General features: G+C 60.4%; 23 protein-coding genes. 12 read left to right on the top strand and 11 right to left on the bottom strand.

The features are described from left to right. Window positions 1-2 precede the first annotated feature (2 nt). A complete protein-coding gene (gene mltA / locus IE095_RS06405; RefSeq protein ID WP_189410787.1) occupies window positions 3-1,046 on the bottom strand; it encodes a murein transglycosylase A in 1,044 nt (347 codons plus the stop codon). Then, window positions 1,046-1,702: a Tim44/TimA family putative adaptor protein gene (locus IE095_RS06400; protein WP_189410786.1), complete on the bottom strand. Its 657-nt coding sequence runs from the start codon at window positions 1,700-1,702 to the stop codon at window positions 1,046-1,048. The genes mltA and IE095_RS06400 overlap by 1 nt, the downstream gene beginning before the upstream one ends. A gap of 116 nt (window positions 1,703-1,818) precedes the next feature. On the opposite strand from IE095_RS06400, the gene IE095_RS06395 reads away from it, so the two are divergent. Together IE095_RS06395 and secB are read left to right on the top strand one after the other, a co-directional pair. Continuing rightward, window positions 1,819-2,262 carry an FxsA family protein gene (locus IE095_RS06395; RefSeq protein WP_189410785.1) on the top strand — a complete coding sequence of 148 codons (444 nt, stop codon included), beginning with the start codon at window positions 1,819-1,821 and terminating at the stop codon, window positions 2,260-2,262. Between the two features lie 78 nt (window positions 2,263-2,340). Next, window positions 2,341-2,841 (top strand): protein-export chaperone SecB, encoded by a 501-nt coding sequence (gene secB / locus IE095_RS06390; RefSeq protein ID WP_189410784.1) that lies wholly within the window; start codon window positions 2,341-2,343, stop codon window positions 2,839-2,841. 31 nt (window positions 2,842-2,872) lie between these two features. Here secB and dnaQ read toward each other — a convergent pair whose 3' ends face one another. Genes dnaQ through IE095_RS06370 form a run of 4 tightly spaced genes read right to left on the bottom strand, consistent with a single transcriptional unit; the run spans window position 2,873 to window position 5,583 of the window. Continuing rightward, window positions 2,873-3,571, bottom strand: a complete 699-nt coding sequence (gene dnaQ, locus IE095_RS06385; RefSeq protein WP_189410783.1) for a DNA polymerase III subunit epsilon — start codon at window positions 3,569-3,571, stop codon at window positions 2,873-2,875. Then, window positions 3,564-4,151 carry a dephospho-CoA kinase gene (gene coaE, locus IE095_RS06380; protein ID WP_189410782.1) on the bottom strand — a complete coding sequence of 196 codons (588 nt, stop codon included), beginning with the start codon at window positions 4,149-4,151 and terminating at the stop codon, window positions 3,564-3,566. The genes dnaQ and coaE overlap by 8 nt, the downstream gene beginning before the upstream one ends. Beyond that, window positions 4,148-4,987 (bottom strand): shikimate dehydrogenase, encoded by an 840-nt coding sequence (locus IE095_RS06375; protein WP_189410781.1) that lies wholly within the window; start codon window positions 4,985-4,987, stop codon window positions 4,148-4,150. Before IE095_RS06375 ends, coaE begins: the two co-directional genes overlap by 4 nt. Then, complete coding sequence (locus IE095_RS06370; protein ID WP_189410890.1) at window positions 4,984-5,583, bottom strand: Maf family protein; 600 nt, start codon at window positions 5,581-5,583, stop codon at window positions 4,984-4,986. Before IE095_RS06370 ends, IE095_RS06375 begins: the two co-directional genes overlap by 4 nt. Before the next feature lie 403 nt (window positions 5,584-5,986). Between IE095_RS06370 and IE095_RS06365 the strand changes: the two genes are divergently transcribed. From IE095_RS06365 to IE095_RS06335, 7 genes are all read left to right on the top strand, one after another. Then, window positions 5,987-6,436: a CopD family protein gene (locus IE095_RS06365; protein ID WP_189410780.1), complete on the top strand. Its 450-nt coding sequence runs from the start codon at window positions 5,987-5,989 to the stop codon at window positions 6,434-6,436. Between the two features lie 125 nt (window positions 6,437-6,561). Then, entirely contained in the window at window positions 6,562-7,833 is a 1,272-nt protein-coding gene (rho, locus tag IE095_RS06360; protein WP_189410779.1) for a transcription termination factor Rho, read from the top strand. Window positions 7,834-7,842: 9 nt separating this feature from the next. After that, on the top strand, window positions 7,843-9,126 hold the full coding sequence (mnmE, locus tag IE095_RS06355; RefSeq protein WP_189410778.1) for a tRNA uridine-5-carboxymethylaminomethyl(34) synthesis GTPase MnmE: 1,284 nt from the start codon (window positions 7,843-7,845) through the stop codon (window positions 9,124-9,126). An 11-nt stretch (window positions 9,127-9,137) separates the two neighbouring features. Next, a complete protein-coding gene (gene mnmG, locus IE095_RS06350; protein ID WP_189410777.1) occupies window positions 9,138-11,003 on the top strand; it encodes a tRNA uridine-5-carboxymethylaminomethyl(34) synthesis enzyme MnmG in 1,866 nt (621 codons plus the stop codon). Then, on the top strand, window positions 11,003-11,599 hold the full coding sequence (gene rsmG, locus IE095_RS06345; protein ID WP_189410776.1) for a 16S rRNA (guanine(527)-N(7))-methyltransferase RsmG: 597 nt from the start codon (window positions 11,003-11,005) through the stop codon (window positions 11,597-11,599). Before mnmG ends, rsmG begins: the two co-directional genes overlap by 1 nt. Next, window positions 11,592-12,416, top strand: coding sequence for a ParA family protein (locus IE095_RS06340; protein WP_189410775.1), 825 nt, complete (start codon window positions 11,592-11,594; stop codon window positions 12,414-12,416). Before rsmG ends, IE095_RS06340 begins: the two co-directional genes overlap by 8 nt. A gap of 1 nt (window position 12,417) precedes the next feature. Continuing rightward, complete coding sequence (locus tag IE095_RS06335) at window positions 12,418-13,317, top strand: ParB/RepB/Spo0J family partition protein (protein ID WP_189410774.1); 900 nt, start codon at window positions 12,418-12,420, stop codon at window positions 13,315-13,317. On the opposite strand, the gene IE095_RS06330 is transcribed toward IE095_RS06335, so the two are convergent. The 5 genes from IE095_RS06330 to rph are packed head-to-tail and all read right to left on the bottom strand — an operon-like array spanning window position 13,292 to window position 16,510. Next, on the bottom strand, window positions 13,292-13,627 hold the full coding sequence (locus tag IE095_RS06330) for a YbaN family protein (RefSeq protein WP_229804591.1): 336 nt from the start codon (window positions 13,625-13,627) through the stop codon (window positions 13,292-13,294). The two genes, IE095_RS06335 and IE095_RS06330, sit on opposite strands and share 26 nt — an antisense overlap. A 14-nt stretch (window positions 13,628-13,641) precedes the next feature. Continuing rightward, a complete protein-coding gene (gene hemW, locus IE095_RS06325; RefSeq protein WP_189410772.1) occupies window positions 13,642-14,808 on the bottom strand; it encodes a radical SAM family heme chaperone HemW in 1,167 nt (388 codons plus the stop codon). A gap of 5 nt (window positions 14,809-14,813) precedes the next feature. Further along, window positions 14,814-15,188: a RidA family protein gene (locus IE095_RS06320; protein WP_189410771.1), complete on the bottom strand. Its 375-nt coding sequence runs from the start codon at window positions 15,186-15,188 to the stop codon at window positions 14,814-14,816. After that, complete coding sequence (gene rdgB, locus IE095_RS06315; protein WP_189410770.1) at window positions 15,185-15,793, bottom strand: RdgB/HAM1 family non-canonical purine NTP pyrophosphatase; 609 nt, start codon at window positions 15,791-15,793, stop codon at window positions 15,185-15,187. Before rdgB ends, IE095_RS06320 begins: the two co-directional genes overlap by 4 nt. Continuing rightward, window positions 15,794-16,510 carry a ribonuclease PH gene (gene rph / locus IE095_RS06310; RefSeq protein ID WP_189410769.1) on the bottom strand — a complete coding sequence of 239 codons (717 nt, stop codon included), beginning with the start codon at window positions 16,508-16,510 and terminating at the stop codon, window positions 15,794-15,796. A gap of 146 nt (window positions 16,511-16,656) precedes the next feature. Between rph and hrcA the strand changes: the two genes are divergently transcribed. The 3 genes from hrcA to IE095_RS06295 are packed head-to-tail and all read left to right on the top strand — an operon-like array spanning window position 16,657 to window position 19,332. After that, the gene (hrcA, locus tag IE095_RS06305) at window positions 16,657-17,700 is read left to right on the top strand and encodes a heat-inducible transcriptional repressor HrcA (protein WP_373295396.1); all 1,044 of its coding nucleotides are present in this window, start codon (window positions 16,657-16,659) and stop codon (window positions 17,698-17,700) included. Further along, window positions 17,697-18,254 (top strand): nucleotide exchange factor GrpE, encoded by a 558-nt coding sequence (locus tag IE095_RS06300; protein ID WP_189410767.1) that lies wholly within the window; start codon window positions 17,697-17,699, stop codon window positions 18,252-18,254. The genes hrcA and IE095_RS06300 overlap by 4 nt, the downstream gene beginning before the upstream one ends. Window positions 18,255-18,258: 4 nt before the next feature. Continuing rightward, complete coding sequence (locus IE095_RS06295) at window positions 18,259-19,332, top strand: TPM domain-containing protein (RefSeq protein ID WP_189410766.1); 1,074 nt, start codon at window positions 18,259-18,261, stop codon at window positions 19,330-19,332. Window position 19,333: the final 1 nt, after the last annotated feature.

The following is a 19,333-nucleotide window of genomic DNA, read 5'->3' as shown; positions in this document are numbered from 1 at the left end:
GGTCAGTCTTCCGGCAGAAGGGCGGCATAGGCCCGGTCGATGGGCAACAGCACGACCAGACGACCCGGATCTTTGATCATCCCCGCCGCCTCGCCCGCATCCCAACCCGTGCCATAAAAAATATCGGCCCGCTGCGCCCCTTTGATCGCCCCGCCGGTGTCTTGCGCCACCATCAGCCGGCGCAGGGGTTTATCGCCATCCTTTTCCACCCAGACCGGCGCGCCCAAGGGCACAAAGGCCGGATCAATCGCCACCGACCGCATTGTGGTGATCGAACGCCCCATCGCACCAATCGGCCCCTTGTTCGCCGCAACATCCCGCAGCTTGCGGAAAAACACATAGGACGGATTGTGCGACAGCAAATCCAACCCATAGCTGCCGTTGCGTTTCACCCAAGCCCGGATCGCCGGGGCCGAGGCTTCGGACAGCGTCATCAAGCCCCTGTCCACCAAGGCCTGCCCGATGGAACGATAGGGATGGCCGTTCTTGCCCGCATAACCCACTCGAACCACATCGCCATTCGGCATCCGAATACGGCCCGAGCCTTGGATTTGCAGGAAATACACATCCACAGGGTCGTTCAGCCAGGCGATCTCCAAACCCCTGCCCGCCAGAATCCCCTGCTGATCAATCTGGTCGCGGCTGTAATATTGCTGGCCTTCAACATGATCTTTCGGCTTGGCGTAAAGCGGATAGATGAAATTCCCGCTGCGCACCGGCGAACCTTCAAGTTCAGGTTCGTAATAGCCGGTGAACAGGGCGGGGGGGTTGCCGATCACCACGGGTTTGAAGAACATCTCAAAGAACGATCGCGCCGCCGCTTCGGTCGTTTCCGCCTGCGCCGCCAGATCGCAGATCGGCCGCCATTCCGGGTCTTTCAGCTGATCACAGGTCTGGCGAAACACCTTCAATGCCGCCAGATGGTTGTCGTCCTCCCACCCAGCCAGTTCGGCAAAGGTCAGAACCTCCACCTCGGCACGGCCAGCCGTCGCGCCAAGCCCTGCCATCAGCAGCGCCAGAACCGCAAGGGCACGACCGCCACGCATCAATCCCCGGTCGCAACCAGTTGCCAGTTCGGATCGGACGAGCCCATCGTGCGGGCAAAGGTCCAGACATCGCGCTGGCGTTTGATCTCGCTGCTGCTGCCCTCGACCACAACTCCGGCCTTGTCGCGCACAACCGTCGTCAGCTCCGCCACAAAACGCACCGAAACTTCGGCCCATTTCGTCGTGCGGTCAAATTCGACCTGATCAATGGCCACTTCGCGGATGCCGACAAAAGTCGATTGAATGGTCAGGCCCTGGGCTTCCCGCGCGGCCACCGCTTCGGAAAAACTGTCCAGAACATCAGCGTTCAGAAAGGGCTTGATGCTTGCCAGTTCGCCCTTGTCAAAGGCGGTCACGATCATCTCATAGGCCCCCCGCGCCCCTTGCAGGAAGGTGCCCACGGAAAAGCCCGCCTCAACCCCCTTCATCGCGGCAAGGTTCTCGGCCTCTTTCGAACCTTCGGTCACATGATCAATGATGTCCCGGTCTGGGCCATTCTCGACCAGCACAGGCCCCGAGGAACGCGGGCGCAGATCATCCAGCGGGATCGGCGGCTTTTCGAAGCCGTCCCTTGTGCCCAGCACGGAACGCAGCTTGAGGATCAGGAAGACGGCGACGCCTGCCAGGACCAGAAGTTGTATCAGTGACGAGCCCATATGGTTTTAACCCTTTCTGCGGCGGTTTCCGACTGGTTTTCCGCCTTTCCGTCCTTATGTAGGGGACGGGTTGGCACAAGTCCACCATCCGACCCTGCAAAGAAAGGTTGTTCGGGATGCAAATCTTGCTGCCGCTGCTGTTGTGGCCCCTGATCGAAATCGGTCTCTTCGTCACCATCGGCGGGCGCATCGGGCTTTGGGCCACGATGGCGATCATTCTGGGCACCTTTGCGCTGGGCATTTTCGTGATCCGCTTGCAGGGCGGTGGGGCCATCATGCGGGCGCGTCAGGGCCTGCGCGCAGGCCAAGCGCCAACGCAGGATTTAGGGCGGGGACTGTTTGGTGTCATCGCGGGGATCTTGTTGATCCTGCCGGGCTTTCTGACCGACGTTCTGGGGCTCATCCTGCTTTTGCCGCCTGTGCAAAGCTTGCTGGCAGGCGCCGTCCTGTCGCGGATGGGGGGGCAAGGCACCACGCGCAGCGCCACCATCATTGACGGCGAATGGCACCGCATGGACGAACCGGGCCAAGCGCCGATGCGCGACATTACGAAGGATTGAGCCGGGCGGACCGGTCTGCTAGACAGTCCGCGGATTTTGCGGCGGCCACAAAGGCCCCGGATATGGGAGAGTTGGAATATGGCCGAAGGTAACGGCGCAGCCCCGGAAGCAGCACCGCAGATTAAATTGCAGGTGATGGCCCAGTTCGTGCGTGACATGTCGTTTGAAAACATGGTGGCACAAAAGGGCCTTTCGGGCGGTGAAGTGCAGCCTGACATTCAGGTGGCGGTCAGCCTAGACGCGCGCAAGCGCGGGGCAGAGCATCAGTATGAGGTGATCAACAAGTTCCGCGTCACCTCGAAAAACAAGGCCAATGGCGACACCCTGTTCCTGATGGAACTGGAATATGGCGCTGTTTTCCACATCGAAGGCGTGGCCGAGGCGCAGATGCACCCCTTCCTGCTGATCGAATGCCCGCGTCTGGTCTTCCCCTTCATCCGGCGGATCATTTCAGACGTAACGCGCGACGGCGGCTTCCCGCCCTTGAACATCGACACGGTGGATTATCTGGCGCTCTATCGCCAGGAAATCGCCCGCCGGGCCGAGGCCGAAAAAGCGCAGCAGGTTCTGTCGTCGTAGTTCTGGAATGGCCCGCCTTGCGCGGGCCTTTTCATTGGCGTTTCAGCCAGATCGCCGCTTCGCCCAGCTTGGCCACAAAATCCGCATGGGCGGCGGCTTCTTCGTCGGTGATACGCGAGGCCAAGGGCGCGGGCCGGGCGCCGGGTCGCCAAGTGCCCGACTGCACCGCGCCGGGTTTTGACTTCGCGGCTGGTTCCGGCACCATCGCCAGATCGGGCTGCCGACCGCCGATCAACTCCAGATAAACCTCGGCCAAAAGCTCGCTGTCCAGCAGCGCGCCGTGCTTTTCCCGCTTGGAATTGTCGATGCCAAAACGGCGGCAAAGCGCGTCGAGTGAGGCTGGCGAGCCTGGGAATTTCTTCCGCGCCATCATCACCGTATCAATCGCCCGGCTGTCCGGCAGGCGCGGAAAGCCCAGGGGCATCAGTTCCGCATTCAGGAACTTCATATCAAAGGCCGCATTGTGAATGACCAAAGGCGCATCGCCGATGAAATCCCAGAACGCCTGCGCCACATGCGAAAACAGCGGCTTGTCGCGCAGGAAATCGTCGCCCAGCCCATGCACCTCGAACGCTTCTTTCGGCATCATCCGCTGCGGGTTGATGTATTGGTGATAGACCTTGCCGGTCGGCAGGTGATTCCACAGCTCGATCGCGCCGATTTCCACCAGCTTGTGCCCTTCGCTGGGTTCAAAGCCGGTTGTTTCGGTATCCATTACGATTTCACGCATCAGCCTTGCCTTTCAGATAGGCCACCAGCGCCTTGACCCCCGCCTCGGCGGCCTCAAGGCTCAGGGTTTCCAGAATATGGTCCGCCCGTGCCCGCTTGTCCCGATCCGGCATCTGCCGCGCCAAAAGCTGCGCAAAGATTTCGGCGCTCATACCGGGCCGCGCCATCACCCTTGCCTGCTGCAATTCGGGTGGTGCCGTCACCAAAAGAACGGCATCCACCTGATCCTCATAGTTTTTTTCAAACAGCAGCGGAATGTCCACCACCACCAGATCCGCCTTTGCCCCCGCCACGAAAGCCTGACGATCCGCCGCCACCAAAGGATGCACGATCCCCTCAATCTGCGCCAAAGCACCCCGGTCACGCGCAATAATGGCCTTCAGCGCCGGGCGCGAGATGCAGCCATCAGCCAAAGCCGCCGGAAAGATCTCCGCAATCGGCACCACCGCCGCCCCGCCCTGAGCATAAAGCCGATGCGTCGCCTGATCGGCATCCCAAACCGGCACCCCCAACTTTCGGAAAAAGCCCGCCGTTGTCGATTTGCCCATGCCAATCGACCCGGTCAGGCCCAGAACGATCATGCCAAAAGCACCGCTTGGCGGGTTTCTTCGTCCACCACAGGCTTCTGCCCAAACCAGCGTTCAAACCCCGGCACCGCCTGATGCAGCAGCATCCCCAGACCATCCACCGTATGGGCGCCGCGCGCCTTTGCCGCCGCCAGAAAATCGGTCATCAACGGCACATAAACCAGATCCGTCACCACCGCTTTCGATGAAATCCCGTCCAGCGGCACCGTGAAATCTGCCTTGCCCGACATCCCCATCGACGTAGTGTTCACCACCGTCACGGCCCCATCCAGCATCTCGCCCGCCTCGGTCCAATCCACCACATGCACCTTGGCCCCGAAATCATGCCGCAAATTCTCGGCCCGGCCCCGCGTCCGGTTCGCCAGACGAATTTCCGGCACCCCCACCTCGATCAGCGCCGCAATGACAGCCCGCGCGCCACCCCCAGCCCCCAGAACCGCCGCAGGCCCCGCCGCCGGGTTCCAGTGTGGCGCGTTCTGTCGCAGATTGGCGATGAAACCCAAACCATCGGTGTTGTCGGCCAGAACCTTGCCATCCTTTTTGAACACCAAAGTATTTGCAGCCCCGATCAGCGCCGCCCGATCCGTCACGGAATCCGCCAGTTTCAGCACGGTTTCCTTATGCGGAATCGTCACATTTGCGCCGACAAAACCCATGCGCGGCATCATTTTCAACGCCTCGGCCAGATCAGCCTGACCGATGTCCAGATGCACGTAATGCCCCTTGATCCCATAGCGTTTCAGCCAGAACCCATGCAGATAGGGCGAGCGGCTGAAATTGACGGGCGAGCCGATGATCCCGGCCAGGGGAATGCGCGGATGGTCGGTCATGTTTCGATAAACCCTCGTTGACCCAAATACAGAAGCACCGGCAAAAGCGGCAGCCCCAGAATGGTAAAGTAATCGCCTTGCACCGCCGTGAACAGCCTGATCCCTTCGGATTCAAGCTGATAGCCACCCGCGCAGTGGCGGATTTCATCCCAGTTGCGCGCCACATAACCCGCCAGCCATTCCGGCGAAAAATCCCGCATCGTCAGGCTGGCGGTTTCAACATGACGCCAGACGGGTTCGGCCTTGTCATACAGCACCACCGCCGAAAGCAGTCTATGGGTCTGGCCCCGCAGGCGGGTCAGTTGTTCCACCGCCTGTTCCGGGGTTTCAGGCTTGCCCCAAACCTCGGTTCCAAAGGCCAAGACCTGATCGCAACCCAGAACCAGCGCCTCGGGGTTCTTTTCCGCCACCTTCCGCGCCTTCATTTCGGCCAGCGCATCCGCCAGATCGCGCGGGCTGGCCCCTTCGCTCAACAGGCTGCTTTTGATCATTTCCTCATCGACACGCGGCCGAATGGCCGAAACCTCCAACCCCGCGTTGCGCAACAGGGTGAGGCGAATTTCCGAACCAGAGGCAAGGATCAGCGGGCGGGGCATCATGGCGGCCTTGTGGAAAAGTCTTGGGAAGGTCTGCATTTGTTCCCCTTGGCCTTTTGGGGGTCAAACGGGCTTTGGCGGCCTTGGTGCCGTCCGGGGTGGAATCCGTCAAGCCCAGAGGTGAGATTTTGTGGCTGTGCAAAGCGGCCAAGGCCTGCTGTGGAAAATTGTGGTTTGCAGGAACCTATCCAAGGCTTCGGAAACTTACCCACAGAAATTTGCGCGCATAGCTTTATGAAAAGAAAGGATGATTCCAGATTCCGCGAATTTTCTTCACCTTGCGTCAGGATCTTTTCCCGATGTGGATCAGAGCTTGCGAAAAGCCGATAATCCCCATACCCACAAGCCCAACAGCATCATCTTTTCTTTCTTATATTTCTTTAAGAAAGAAGAAGGGGCCATGATGACAGACTTTCTGGCGGAACATTACCTCTGGATCAAAACCCTGCATGTGATCAGCGTCATCGCCTGGATGGCCGGGTTGTTCTATCTGCCAAGGCTTTATGTCTATCACACCGAACAGGTCGAACGCGGCAGCGCCACCGATATGCTTTTCCAAACCATGGAAAGGCGGCTTTTGAAGGCGATCATCAATCCTGCGTCTGTTGCCACTTGGATCTTTGGGCTTTGTCTCGTCTTCATTCCCGGTATGGTCGACTGGTCGCAGATCTGGCCCTGGACCAAGGCCGCCTGCGTTCTGGGGATGACCTGGTTTCACCATTGGCTGGGCTGGCGGCGCAAGGACTTCATCGCTGGAACCAACCGTTTGACGGGGCGGCAATATCGCATGATGAACGAGGTGCCGACGCTTTTGCTGGTCGTGATCGTCGCTTCGGTCATCGTGAAATTCTAGGCTTTTCTTGACAGAAGCCTTACACCTGACTATGTGGCAAATTGCGAGGCCGTCCGGCCAGAATCGCATTTCACATTTTTTCACGATCTGACGCGGCGATTTTGCCCTGCGTCTTGGGACTCCTCATGAACGTTGAACGCCTGAATCTCGCCGAACTGAAAGCCAAGACCCCCGCCGATCTGCTGGCGATGGCCGAGGAATGGGAGATCGAGAACGCCCCTTCGATGCGCAAAGGCGAGATGATGTTCTCGATCCTGAAAGAGCATGCCGAAGAAGGCTGGGAAATCGGCGGCGACGGGGTGCTGGAAGTCTTGCAGGATGGTTTCGGCTTTCTGCGCTCGCCTTCGGCCAACTATCTCTCGGGGCCGGATGACATTTACGTCAGCCCCGAAATGATCCGCCAGTTTTCCCTGCGGACCGGGGATACGATTGAGGGGGTCATCAAGGCTCCGCAAGAAAACGAGCGCTACTTTAGCCTAGTGAAAGCCACGAAGATCAACTTTGACGATCCGGAACGCGCCAAGCACAAGGTCCATTTCGACAACCTGACGCCGCTGTACCCGGATGAGCGGCTGAAGATGGAGATCGAGGATCCGAGCCTGAAAGACCGCTCGGGCCGGGTTATCGACCTTGTGGCGCCCATCGGCAAAGGCCAGCGCTGCCTGATCGTGGCGCCGCCGCGGGTGGGTAAGACGATCATGATGCAGAACATCGCCAAGGCGATTTCGATCAACCATCCGGAATGCTATCTGATCGTCCTGCTGATCGACGAACGGCCGGAAGAAGTGACCGATATGCAGCGGACAGTGAAAGGGGAGGTCATCGCCTCGACCTTTGACGAGCCAGCCAGCCGCCACGTTGCGGTGGCTGAAATGGTCATTGAAAAGGCCAAGCGGCTCGTGGAACACAAACGCGATGTGGTGATCCTTTTGGATAACATCACCCGTCTGGGCCGGGCCTATAACACGGTCATTCCGTCCTCGGGCAAGGTTCTGACGGGCGGTGTCGATGCCAACGCCCTGCAGCGCCCGAAACGCTTCTTTGGGGCGGCGCGCAACATTGAAGAGGGTGGGTCGCTGACCATCATCTCGACCTCGCTGATCGACACCGGCAGCCGGATGGACGAGGTGATCTTTGAAGAGTTCAAAGGCACTGGCAACAGCGAAATCGTGCTGGACCGGAAAGTGGCGGACAAGCGGGTGTTCCCGGCCATCGACATTCTCAAGTCGGGAACGCGGAAAGAGGACCTGCTGGTCGAAAAGTCGGATCTGCAAAAGACCTATGTTCTGCGGCGGATCCTGAACCCGATGGGGACGACCGATGCCATTGAATTCCTGATCGGCAAACTGAAGCAGACCAAGTCAAACGCCGAATTCTTTGAATCGATGAACGCCTAAGGGGCGGTTATGGACACGATCTTTGCCCTGGGCAGCGCGCGCGGAAAGGCGGGCGTTGCTGTGATCCGTTTGTCGGGGCCCTTGGCGCGGAACGTGGCGGAGCGTCTGGCAGGAACTTTGCCCGAGCCGCGGCGCACCTATCTACGGACCTTACGCTGGGATGGGGTGGTATTGGATCAAGCTTTGGTGGTTCGCTTTGAAGCGGGCGCTAGCTTTAGTGGGGATGAGGTCGCCGAGCTGCATGTTCATGGTGGGCAGGCGACGGTTCAGGCGGTTTTGCAGGTGCTGGGTTCAAGGGACGGGTTGCGCTTGGCCGAACCGGGTGAATTCACGCGGCGGGCTTTTGAAAGCGGGGCTTTGTCGCTGTCCGAGGTGGAAGGTCTGGCCGATCTCATCGAGGCAGAGACGGAGGCACAACGAAAGCAGGCGCTGCGGATTCTGTCGGGGGCGGTCGGCCAGAAAGTGGCGGCTTGGCGCGCGGACTTGATCCGGGCGGGAGCCTTGATCGAGGCCACAATTGATTTCGCAGACGAAGATGTGCCGGTGGATGTGACGCCAGAAGTTCTGGCTTTGCTGGATTCCGTCTTGCAGGACTTGCGGGGGGAAGTGGTCGGCAGTCGTATCGCGGAACGCGTGCGTGATGGGTTTGAAGTGGCCATCGTCGGTGCCCCGAACGCCGGAAAATCCACGCTTTTGAATGCCTTGGCGGGGCGTGAGGCGGCGATCACTTCGGCGCGGGCAGGCACAACGCGGGATGTGATCGAGGTTCGGATGGACCTTGGTGGCTTGGCAGTGACCTTGCTGGACACGGCCGGTCTGCGGGCGACTGACGATGAGGTTGAAAAGGCCGGGATCGCACGGGCCGTCGCGCGGGCTGAAGCTGCCGATCTGCGTGTCTTTCTGGATGACGGCGATTTGCCGCAGGATGTGGCGGCAAGGCCTGGCGACATCTTGGCCCGTGCCAAGGCTGATGTGACTAAGGGCGAGGGGCTTGCAGTGTCGGGCCTTACGGGCCTTGGCATTTCCGATCTGGTGCGGCGGATTGCCGAGGAATTGGAACAGCGGGCCGCAGGCGCGGGTACCACCACACGAGAGCGGCATCGCGTGGCCATGTTGCGCGCCGTGGGGGCTTTGGAATCAGCGCAAAATGCGATATGGGCGGGCCAAGGTCGGGCCGAGCTGATCGCGGATGATTTGCGGCAGGGGCTTCGCGCGCTGGAATCCTTGGTTGGGAAGGTGGATGTCGAGGATTACCTTGACGAAATCTTCTCCAGCTTTTGCATCGGGAAATAGGGTTGTTTCACGTGAAACACTTCGACGTGGTGGTGATTGGTGGGGGACATGCCGGTGCCGAGGCTGCGGCCGTCGCCGCGCGGGCGGGTGTTTCCGTGGCCTTGGTGACGCTGCGGCGCGAAGCCATTGGCGTGATGTCTTGCAATCCGGCCATTGGCGGCCTGGGCAAGGGCCATCTGGTGCGCGAAATCGATGCGATGGACGGCATCATGGGTCGCGCCGCCGATGCCGCAGGGATTCAATTTCGGCTGCTGAACCGGCGGAAGGGCCCGGCGGTGCAGGGGCCAAGGGCGCAAGCCGACCGCAAACTGTATCGACAGGCCATTCAGGGTTTGCTGGCAGCCGAACCCAATCTGACGGTGATTGAGGATGAAGTCACCGATATCCTGATTGAATCTGGTCAAGTGACCGGTTTGGGCTTGGCCAGTCTGGGATCAATCCGCACAGAAAATGTCGTGCTGACCTCGGGCACCTTCCTGAACGGGGTGATCCATATCGGCGATCAGCGTCAGTCTGGCGGGCGGATGGGCGACAAACCCTCGATTCGTTTGGCGGAACGCTTGGCCGAATTTGACCTGCCGCGCGGTCGGCTGAAAACCGGAACGCCGCCCCGTCTGGATGGCAAGACGATTGACTGGTCGGTTCTGGACACGCAGCCGGGTGACAGCGATCCGACGATGTTTTCCTTTCTGAACAAGGCGCCGCTGGTGCGTCAAATCAGCTGTGGCATCACCCAGACCAACGCCCGTACGCATGACATCGTTCGGGCGAATCTGTCACGCTCGGCGATGTATGGCGGGCATATCGAAGGTGTGGGGCCGCGCTATTGCCCGTCGATCGAAGACAAGGTTGTGCGCTTTGCCGATAAGGAATCGCATCAGGTGTTCTTGGAGCCCGAGGGGCTGGACGATGATACGGTTTATCCCAATGGCATCTCATCCTCGTTGCCGATAGAGGTGCAGGAATCCTATGTCCGGTCGATCCACGGCCTAGAGCAGGTAAAGATCCTGCAACCCGCCTATGCCATCGAATACGACTATTTTGACCCACGTGCCCTAACACTGGGGCTGCAAGTGAAATCGACCGAAGGGCTGTTCTTTGCGGGCCAGATCAACGGGACAACCGGCTATGAAGAGGCCGCGGCGCAGGGCCTAGTGGCGGGGTTGAATGCCGCCAATCGTGCGCGTGGGCAGGCACCCGTTCATTTCAGCCGCGCTGACAGCTACATCGGCGTTATGATTGACGATCTGGTGACGCGGGGGGTGACCGAACCTTACCGGATGTTCACCTCGCGCGCGGAATACCGGCTCACCTTGCGCGCCGACAATGCCGATCAGCGGCTGACACCTTTGGCCGTGGGGCAGGGGATCGTGGCCCAGGGGCGGCGTCAGGCCTTTGATTCCAAGATGGACATGATCGAAAAGGGCCGCGCCGCCTTGCAGGCGTGTCAATTGACCCCGCGCCAGATTGGCGCATTGGGTATTCATGCCTCGCAAGATGGCGCACGGCGCAGCGCCTATTCGGTGTTGTCTTTCCCAGATGCAACCATATCTGGTGTTGCTTCGGTCGTTCCGGACTATGCGGCACTGCCGGAAAGCATCCAAACCCAACTGTGGTGCGATGCGCTGTATGCGCAATATGTGGACCGGCAAGCGGCCGAGGCTGACCTTCTGCGCCGGGATGAGGATGCGGCCATCCCGCTGAATTTTGCCTATGACGGTCTTTCCAGCCTGTCCAACGAACTGAAATCCAAGCTGAACCGCCAGCGGCCGACCAATATCGCCCAAGCGGGGCGGATCGAGGGCATGACTCCTGCCGCGCTTGCAGTGATCTTGGCGCATGTCCGGCGCGCCCAGAAAACCGGGACTGACGCCTGATGTTGGATGTTTCACGTGAAACATTGGAGCGTTTGCGCGCCTTTCAAGCCATCGTTGCCAAGTGGAACAGCAAGATCAATCTGATCGCCCGATCGACCGAGGCCGAGATCTGGACGCGCCACATCGTCGATTCGGCGCAAATCTATGATCTTGCCCCTGGCCATGCCCAGCATTGGGCCGATTTCGGCAGTGGTGGCGGCTTTCCCGGTCTGGTCGTTGCCTGCATTGCCGCCGAAAAAAACCCATCGCTGCAAGTGACTCTTGTTGAATCCGACCAACGAAAATGCGCCTTCTTGCGCAGCGCCAGCTTGGAGCTTGGTCTGAAACCGCAAATCCTCACACAACGGATAGAGGCGATTCCCCCGCTAGGCGCAGATGTTGTATCTGCCCGCGCCTTGGCAAGCCTTGATCAACTTTGCGCCTTTGCCCACCGCCACCTTTCACCACAGGGCGCAGCGATTTTTCCAAAAGGAAAAACCGCCGATCAGGAAATCGAATCTGCCCGGCAGAACTGGCAATTTCACCTGACCCGGATACAAAGTGAAACGGACGAATCCGCCTGCCTCCTCAAGCTGGAAGACCTGACCCATGCCTGACCAAATCCGCCGCCAGGCCCCCCGCATCATCGCAATCACCAACCAGAAGGGCGGGGTGGGAAAGACGACGACTTCGATCAATCTGGCCGCCGCCTTGGTGGAACTCGGTGCTCGGGTGCTGTTGATCGACATTGATCCGCAGGGCAACGCATCGACGGGCTTGGGGATTGAGGCCAATCAGCGCAAACTGTCCAGCTATGACATTGTTCTGGAAGGCAAACCCCTAAAGGACGTTATCCAGCAAACCGCCTGGGAAGGCCTGTTCATCGGCCCCGCCAATGCGGATCTCGCCTCGGCCGATGTGCAGCTGGGCCATCAGGAACGCCGCACCCGCCACCTGCGCGACGCTTTGCGCAACCCGTCGGTGCAGGCGCTGAACCTCGATTACATCCTGATCGATTGCCCGCCTTCGCTCAGCCTTCTGACCGTCAACGCGCTGGTCGCCGCCGATTCCGTGCTGGTCCCCCTGCAAAGCGAATTCTTCGCTCTAGAAGGGCTTTCGCAATTGATGCTGACCATCCGCGAAATCCGCAACAGCGGCAATGCCGACCTGCGCATCGAAGGTATTGTGTTAACCATGTATGACGCCCGCAACAGGTTGTCTTTGATGGTCGAACGCGATGCCCGCGACAATCTGGGTGATCTGGTCTTCCGCACGGTCATTCCGCGCAATGTCCGCCTGTCCGAAGCGCCTTCCTATGCGCAACCCGTGCTCACCTATGATCCGCTGTCCAAGGGGTCCGAGGCTTACCGCGCCCTTGCGCGCGAGGTGACATCGCGGCATTCCCCCTTGATGCAAGAAAAGGGGGCCGCCTGACATGTCGAAACAGCCTGAACGCCGGGGCCTAGGGCGCGGCCTGTCGGCCCTTATGGCCGATATGAACCCGGAAACCCCGGTCGAACAGCGCCGTTCCGTCACGCTGTTGCCGGTCGAAAAACTGCAACCCAACCCACGCCAGCCGCGCCGCACCTTTGCCCCTGAGGCGCTAGAGGAGCTGGCTTCTTCGATCCGGCAAAAAGGCGTGCTGCAACCCATCATCGTGCGGGCGATCTCGGGCAGCGATATCTATGAAATCGTGGCCGGTGAACGCCGCTGGCGCGCGTCGCAAATTGCGCAGTTGCACGAAGTGCCGGTTCTGGTACGCGCCTTTGACGATGATGAAGTGCTGCAAGTCGCCATCATCGAAAACATTCAGCGCGCCGATCTGAACCCGTTGGAGGAAGCAAACGCCTACAAGCAGTTGATGGAGCGCTTTGGCCACACCCAAGAACGTGTGGCCGAAGCCCTGTCCAAAAGCCGCAGCCATATCGCCAACCTTCTGCGCCTGCTGAACCTGCCCGGCGATGTGCAGGAATTTCTGCGTTCGGGCAAGCTGACAGCGGGCCACGCGCGGGCGTTGATCACTTCGGAAAACCCGTCGCAATTGGCGCGGCAGGTCATCGACCGGGGTCTTTCGGTGCGCGAAACCGAAAAGCTGGCGAAAGGCTCGGGGGGCCAAGAAAAACCGCGCCATCCGGGGCTTTCCAAGCATTTCGAAAAAGACGCCGATACGCGGGCGATCGAGGCAGATATTTCCGCGAACCTAGGGATGGGCGTGACAATCACCCATGAACCGGGCGGCGAAAAAGGCACGCTGTCGATCCGCTACAACACGCTGGACGATCTGGATATGCTCTGCCGGGTGCTGTCGGTCATGCGTCGGGACGCGACCATATGAACAAGGCCGAGCCGCCCAGACAGGCGGCTTGAACCGCCAAAATCGTCCAGCGAAAGCCCAAAGCCAGCGACAGCGCAAAGACCGCCGCCATCGACAGGCTGGCCAGCCATTTGGCTTTGCGGCTGATCGCGCGTTTTTCCTGCCAATCACGGATGGGCGGGCCAAGGCGAGGGTGGTGCAACAACCAATCATGCAGCCGGTCTGACCCGCGGGCAAAGCAAAAGGCCGCCAGAATCAGAAAGGGAACGGTGGGCAAAACGGGCAAGGCAATGCCCAGAACGCCCAGGGCAAGACTTGCCAAACCCCCAATATTCCAAAAGAATTTCACGAAAGCCCCTCGCTGATCCGCCGGATGACATGGTTCAAAACCAGCCGCCCCCGCTCTGTCGTGGCTATTCGCCCGTTCCCCATCAGGATCAGACCATCGCTTTCCAATTCCGCCTGAATATCGGCGCGAAGCCCTTTCCCGGCAAGGCCCAGCATCCGATCCAGCGCGATTCCCTCGCTCAGCCGCAGCCCCATGATCAGAAATTCATCCAATCGCTCACCCGGCGTCAAAGCCTCGCGCGGCAGTTCCCCGGCAAGGCCCCGCCCGACCGTCGCAAGCCATTCCCCCGGCGCGCGCGGTGCTTCCGTGGTCCAACGCCGGCTGCCCAAGGTCAGCCGCCCATGCGCCCCCGGCCCGATTCCCAGCCAATCCCCCGACCGCCAGTAAACCTGGTTGTGCCGCGACTCGGCGCCGGGCCTTGCGTGGTTTGACACCTCATAGGCCTGCATTCCGGCCGCCCCGCAAACCTCTTGCGTCACCTCATAAAAGTCCGCCGCCTTGTCCTCATCCGGCAGGCCGCGCAATTGTCCACGCTTGAAACGTTCCGCAAAAACAGTGCCTTCCTCAACCGTCAACTGGTAAAGCGACAGATGGTCCACCGCCATCGCCAAGGCTTCATCCAACTCGGCACGCCAATCCGCCAGCGATTGATCCTGCCGCGCATAGATCAGATCGAAACTCACCCGGTCAAAGCAATCGCGCGCAATGTCAAACGCCGCCCGCGCCTCGGCCACCCTATGCATCCGCCCCAAGCGCCGCAGGTCCTCATCCCGCATCGCCTGCATGCCCATTGAAACACGGTTCACCCCGCCCTCACGATAGGCGCGGAACCGCCCGGCCTCAATCGACCCCGGATTGGCCTCCAGCGTCACTTCCACATCATTCGCCTGCGGCCACAGCTTGCGGATCCGCTCCAGAACCCCCGCCACAACATCCGGCTGCATCAGCGAGGGCGTTCCGCCGCCAAAGAACACCGCGTTCACCAGCCGCCCCGGCACTTCTGCCGCCAGCCGGTCGAGTTCGGCCAGATAGGCCGTCAGCCAACGCGATTGATCAACGCGTTCCGCGACATGGCTGTTGAAATCGCAATAGGGGCATTTCGATTGGCAAAAGGGCCAGTGGACGTAAATCCCGAACCCCCCATCGCGCCAATCTTCCTGCACCGAACCTACCCCTTGAAAGCCGTCACTTCGATCTCGACCTTCATCTCTGGCCGGATCAGCCCCGCAATGACCATCGTCGCCGCAGGCCGCACGTCGCCCAAAAACGCGCCGAGAACGGGCACCAACTCATCCACCAGCGCCACATCCGTCACCGTATACTGCACCCGGACGATATCACCCATTTCAAACCCAGCTTCAGCCAGCACCCGCCCGATGGTTCCAAAGCAATTCCGCCCCTGATCCGCCACACCTTCGGGCATCACCATCGTCGCGTAATCATAGCCCGTGACACCCGACACAAAGCACCAGCCGCCTTTCACCACGGCGCGGCTATACCCCATCGTCGCCTCAAACGGCGATCCTGTCGAAATGCGTTTCATGTGAAACATCCCTCTACCAATTTCCGAAACGCATCCGCCCGGTGGCTGATCTTGTTCTTTTCCCAACGGTCCATTTCGCCAAAGGTCACATCATAGCCATCGGGCTGGAAAATCGGGTCATAGCCATGCCCCTGATCCCCCCGCATCGGCCAGACCACTTGCCCCGGCATCACGCCTTCAAACACCTCATCCTGCCCATCCGGCCAGGCCAGAACCAGCGTGCAGCGAAACTGCGCCAGACGGGGGAAGGGGGCCCGTGCCGCCTCCAACGCCGCCCACGTCTTGCCCATCGCCATCACAAAGTCGCGCCCGGCAGGCGTTTCCGCCCAATCGGCGGTATAAACCCCCGGCGCGCCATCCAGACCGTCCACCGTAATCCCGCTGTCATCCGCCAGCGCAGGCAAACCTGTGGCCTGCGCCGCTGCATGGGCCTTGATCCGGGCATTGCCGATGAATGTGCTTTCGGTTTCCGCCGGTTCCGCCAGCCCCAGTTCCGCCGCCGAAAGCACCGTGATGCCAAAAGGCGAAAGCAGGTCAGAAATCTCCTCCTGCTTGCCCTTGTTATGGGTCGCCACCACCAGCTTTTCGCCCGTGAACTTGCGCATTTATTGCCCCAAAGCCGCCTTTTGCGCCGCAATCAGGCTGGCACAACCCGCCTCGGCCAGATCCAGCAATTCCACCATCTGATCGCGCGAGAAAGTCGAACCTTCCGCCGACATCTGCACCTCAATCAGCTTGCCCCGCCCGGTCAGAATAAAGTTCCCATCCGTCCCCGCCGTCGAATCCTCAGCATAATCCAGATCCAGCACCGACTGGCCCGCATAGATCCCGCAAGACACCGCTGCCACATGGTCCAGGATCGGGTCCGACACGATCTGCCCGCTCGCCAGCAGCTTGTTCACCGCCAACCGCAAAGCCACCCATCCCCCGGTGATCGACGCGCAACGCGTCCCGCCATCGGCCTGCAACACGTCACAGTCGATCACGATCTGGCGTTCCCCCAGTGCCGAACGGTCCACCCCTGCGCGCAAGGCCCGCCCGATCAGCCGCTGAATTTCCTGCGTCCGGCCCGATTGCTTGCCCACCGCCGCCTCACGCCGGTTCCGGCTGTTCGTCGCGCGCGGCAGCATCCCATATTCCGCCGTCACCCAGCCAAGGCCCGAATTCTTTAGGAAAGACGGGGGCTTATCCTCAATCGTCGCCGAACACAGCACATGGGTTTCGCCCATGCGGATCAGGCAGGAACCCTCCGCATGCTTCATCACCCCGGTTTCGATGCTGACAGGGCGCAAATCGCCCAACTGACGGCCTGACGGACGCATGGATTTTCCTTTCTCGATTGTTGCGGCCAGTTACCGCCCCGCGCCCATCCGATGCAAGCCGCGATTGACGCGGGCGCTTTGTGCCCCTAGGTTCCCTTGCCCCCAGATAAAGACCCATGACCGAACGCCAACCGATTCTCTCTGACATGAACGACCGGACCCGCGAAATCTTTCGCCGGGTGGTCGAAGGCTATCTCGCCTCGGGCGAACCCATCGGTTCGCGCAGCCTGACGCGGATTCTGTCGGAAAAGATCAGCGCGGCGACAATCCGTAACGTGATGCACGATCTGGAATATCTGGGCCTTCTGGACAGCCCCCATGTCTCGGCAGGCCGCATCCCCACGCAGCAGGGCCTGCGGATGTTCGTCGATGGGCTGATGGAGGTAGGCGCGGTGGCCGAAGACGACCGCCAGCGCATCGACGCTTCGGCCACCTCAAACCAGCGCGATGTGGCCACCATGCTGGACCGGGTCGGTCAGGCGCTGTCGGGCATCACTCGGGGCGCCAGCCTTGTGCTCGTGCCAAAACAAGAAGCGCCGATCCGCCATATGGAATTTGTATCACTCGGCCCAGACCGCGCCCTGGTGGTGTTGGTTCTGGCCGACGGCCGCGTCGAAAACCGCGTCTTCACCCCACCGCCGGGCCTGACCCCATCCGCCATGCGCGAGGCCGCGAATTTCCTGAACCATTACGCCGAAGGCCGCACCTTGGCCGATCTGCGCCTGACCGTGGCGCAAGACATCACCCGCCGTCGGCAAGAGATTGACGTCGCGGCCGCCGCCCTTGTCGCCTCGGGTCTGGCCGTCTGGGAAGATCAGGGCGAACCCACCGAGCGGCTGATCGTGCGGGGCCGGTCCAACCTGCTGGGCGAGGCGCAGGCCGGCGCCGCCGAACTCGACCGCGTGCGCCAACTGTTTGACGATCTCGAAAGAACGCGCGATATCGCCGACTTCCTCGATCTGGCGGAGGAAGGCGAAGGGGTGCGGATCTTTATCGGGTCCGAAAACAAACTCTTTTCACTTTCGGGTTCCGCTTTGGTTGTGGCCCCCTATATGAACGCTGACCGGCGGATCATTGGGGCGGTGGGGGTGATCGGCCCGACACGCCTGAACTATGGGCGGATCGTGCCGATTGTGGATTATACAGCCCAGCTTGTTGGGCGCTTGATGCAGGACCGGGGTCAGGCATGACGGACGAAAAAGGGAAAGACGAAATGGCCGAAGAGGCAATGGCAGCGCAGGACGAAGCAATCGAAACAGCGGAAACTGCCGCGCTGGACGAGATCGAGGCGCTGAAAGCCGAACGCGATGACATGCGCGACCGTTTCATGCGGGCCTTGGCCGATGCTGAAAACGCCCGCAAACGCGGCGAACGCGACCGGCGCGAGGCTGAACAATACGGCGGAACCCGTCTGGCGCGCGATCTTTTGCCCGTGCATGACAACCTGAAACGCGCGCTGGATGCCGCGACCGACGAACAAAAAGCGCAAGCCGCAGCCCTGTTCGAAGGCGTGGAACTGACCATGCGGGAATTGGTGAATGTAATGCAAAAGCATGGCGTCACCAAAATCGCCCCGGCTGTGGGCGATATTTTCGACCCGAACCAGCACGAGGCCATGTTCGAAGCCCCGCTTCCGGGCACGAAAGTCGGCCAGATCATTCAGGTCATGACCGAAGGCTTCCTGCTGCACGACCGCCTCCTGCGCCCGGCGCAGGTGGGTGTTTCGTCGAACACCCAAGGATGATGCGGTGAAACAGGTCTTCCGGGCCTGTTTCCTGATTGCCCTGTGCGCGGCCTTTGGGCTGGCGGACAGGGCAAAGGCGCAAGATTATCCCGCCTACACAGATGTTTACGTCAACGACTTTGGCAATCTTCTGACAGATCTGGAAGAGACTGAGTTGCGCCACGCCCTGATCGACCTGTTTGACCGGACAGGTGTTGAAGCGGTTGTTGTGACGATGACCACTATGAAAACCTATGGGCATCAGGGCCAGATCGAACCCTTCGCCACCGGGCTTTTCAACCATTGGGGTGTGGGAAATGCGGCGCGCAACGATGGAGTCATGGTCCTTGTCGCCAAGGATGATCGCCAGATGCGGATCGAGCTTGGGGCCGGATATGAACCCGCGATGGATCGCCAGATGCAGCAGATCATCGACCGGGAAATGCTTCCAGCCTTTCGCAACGGGCAGTTTGATCAAGGGATTGAGGATGGGGTCGATGCGCTGATCCTTCAACTGCGGGCAAGGTCAGGCCAGCCCATGGGTCTTATGGAGCGCGCGCTGGATCAGGCCTCACGCGGGACTTGGGCTGTCAAGACTTTGGTCTTTTCGTTACTGGCCGGGGCAGGGGTCTTGATATTCAACCTGTTTCAATCTTGGCGACGCAACCGCCCGCGTATCTGCCCGGTTGATGGTAAGCGCATGGTCCGTTTGGATCAGGTTTGGGAAGACAACCACCTTGAAACTGGTGAGATTGCCGAGGAAGCGCTGGGAAGCGTGGAATACGATGTCTGGGAATGTCCCGGCTGCGATCATGTGACCATCGAGGGTTACAGACGCTGGTTGAGTCGTTACGGGGCGTGCCGCGCTTGCGGCTACAAAACGATGGAGGGAAACTCCACCACCATCCGTTTCGCGACAAAAACATCCACTGGACTAAAGCGGATGAACTATCACTGCTATCATTGCCAACACCAACATTCGGTCGATCACATCATTGCCGCGAAAGGGGAATCTGATTCAGGTTCCGGCTCTGGGTCGGGTCGTTCTTCTTTTGGTGGGGGCAGCTCCAGCGGTGGCGGGGCCAGCGGCAGTTGGTAGG

The sequence above is a fragment of the Neogemmobacter tilapiae genome, assembly GCF_014652215.1.
Lineage (GTDB): Bacteria > Pseudomonadota > Alphaproteobacteria > Rhodobacterales > Rhodobacteraceae > Neogemmobacter > Neogemmobacter tilapiae.
The sequence above is the reverse complement of the archived record's forward strand: the minus strand, read 5'-3'. Positions and strand labels throughout refer to the sequence as shown.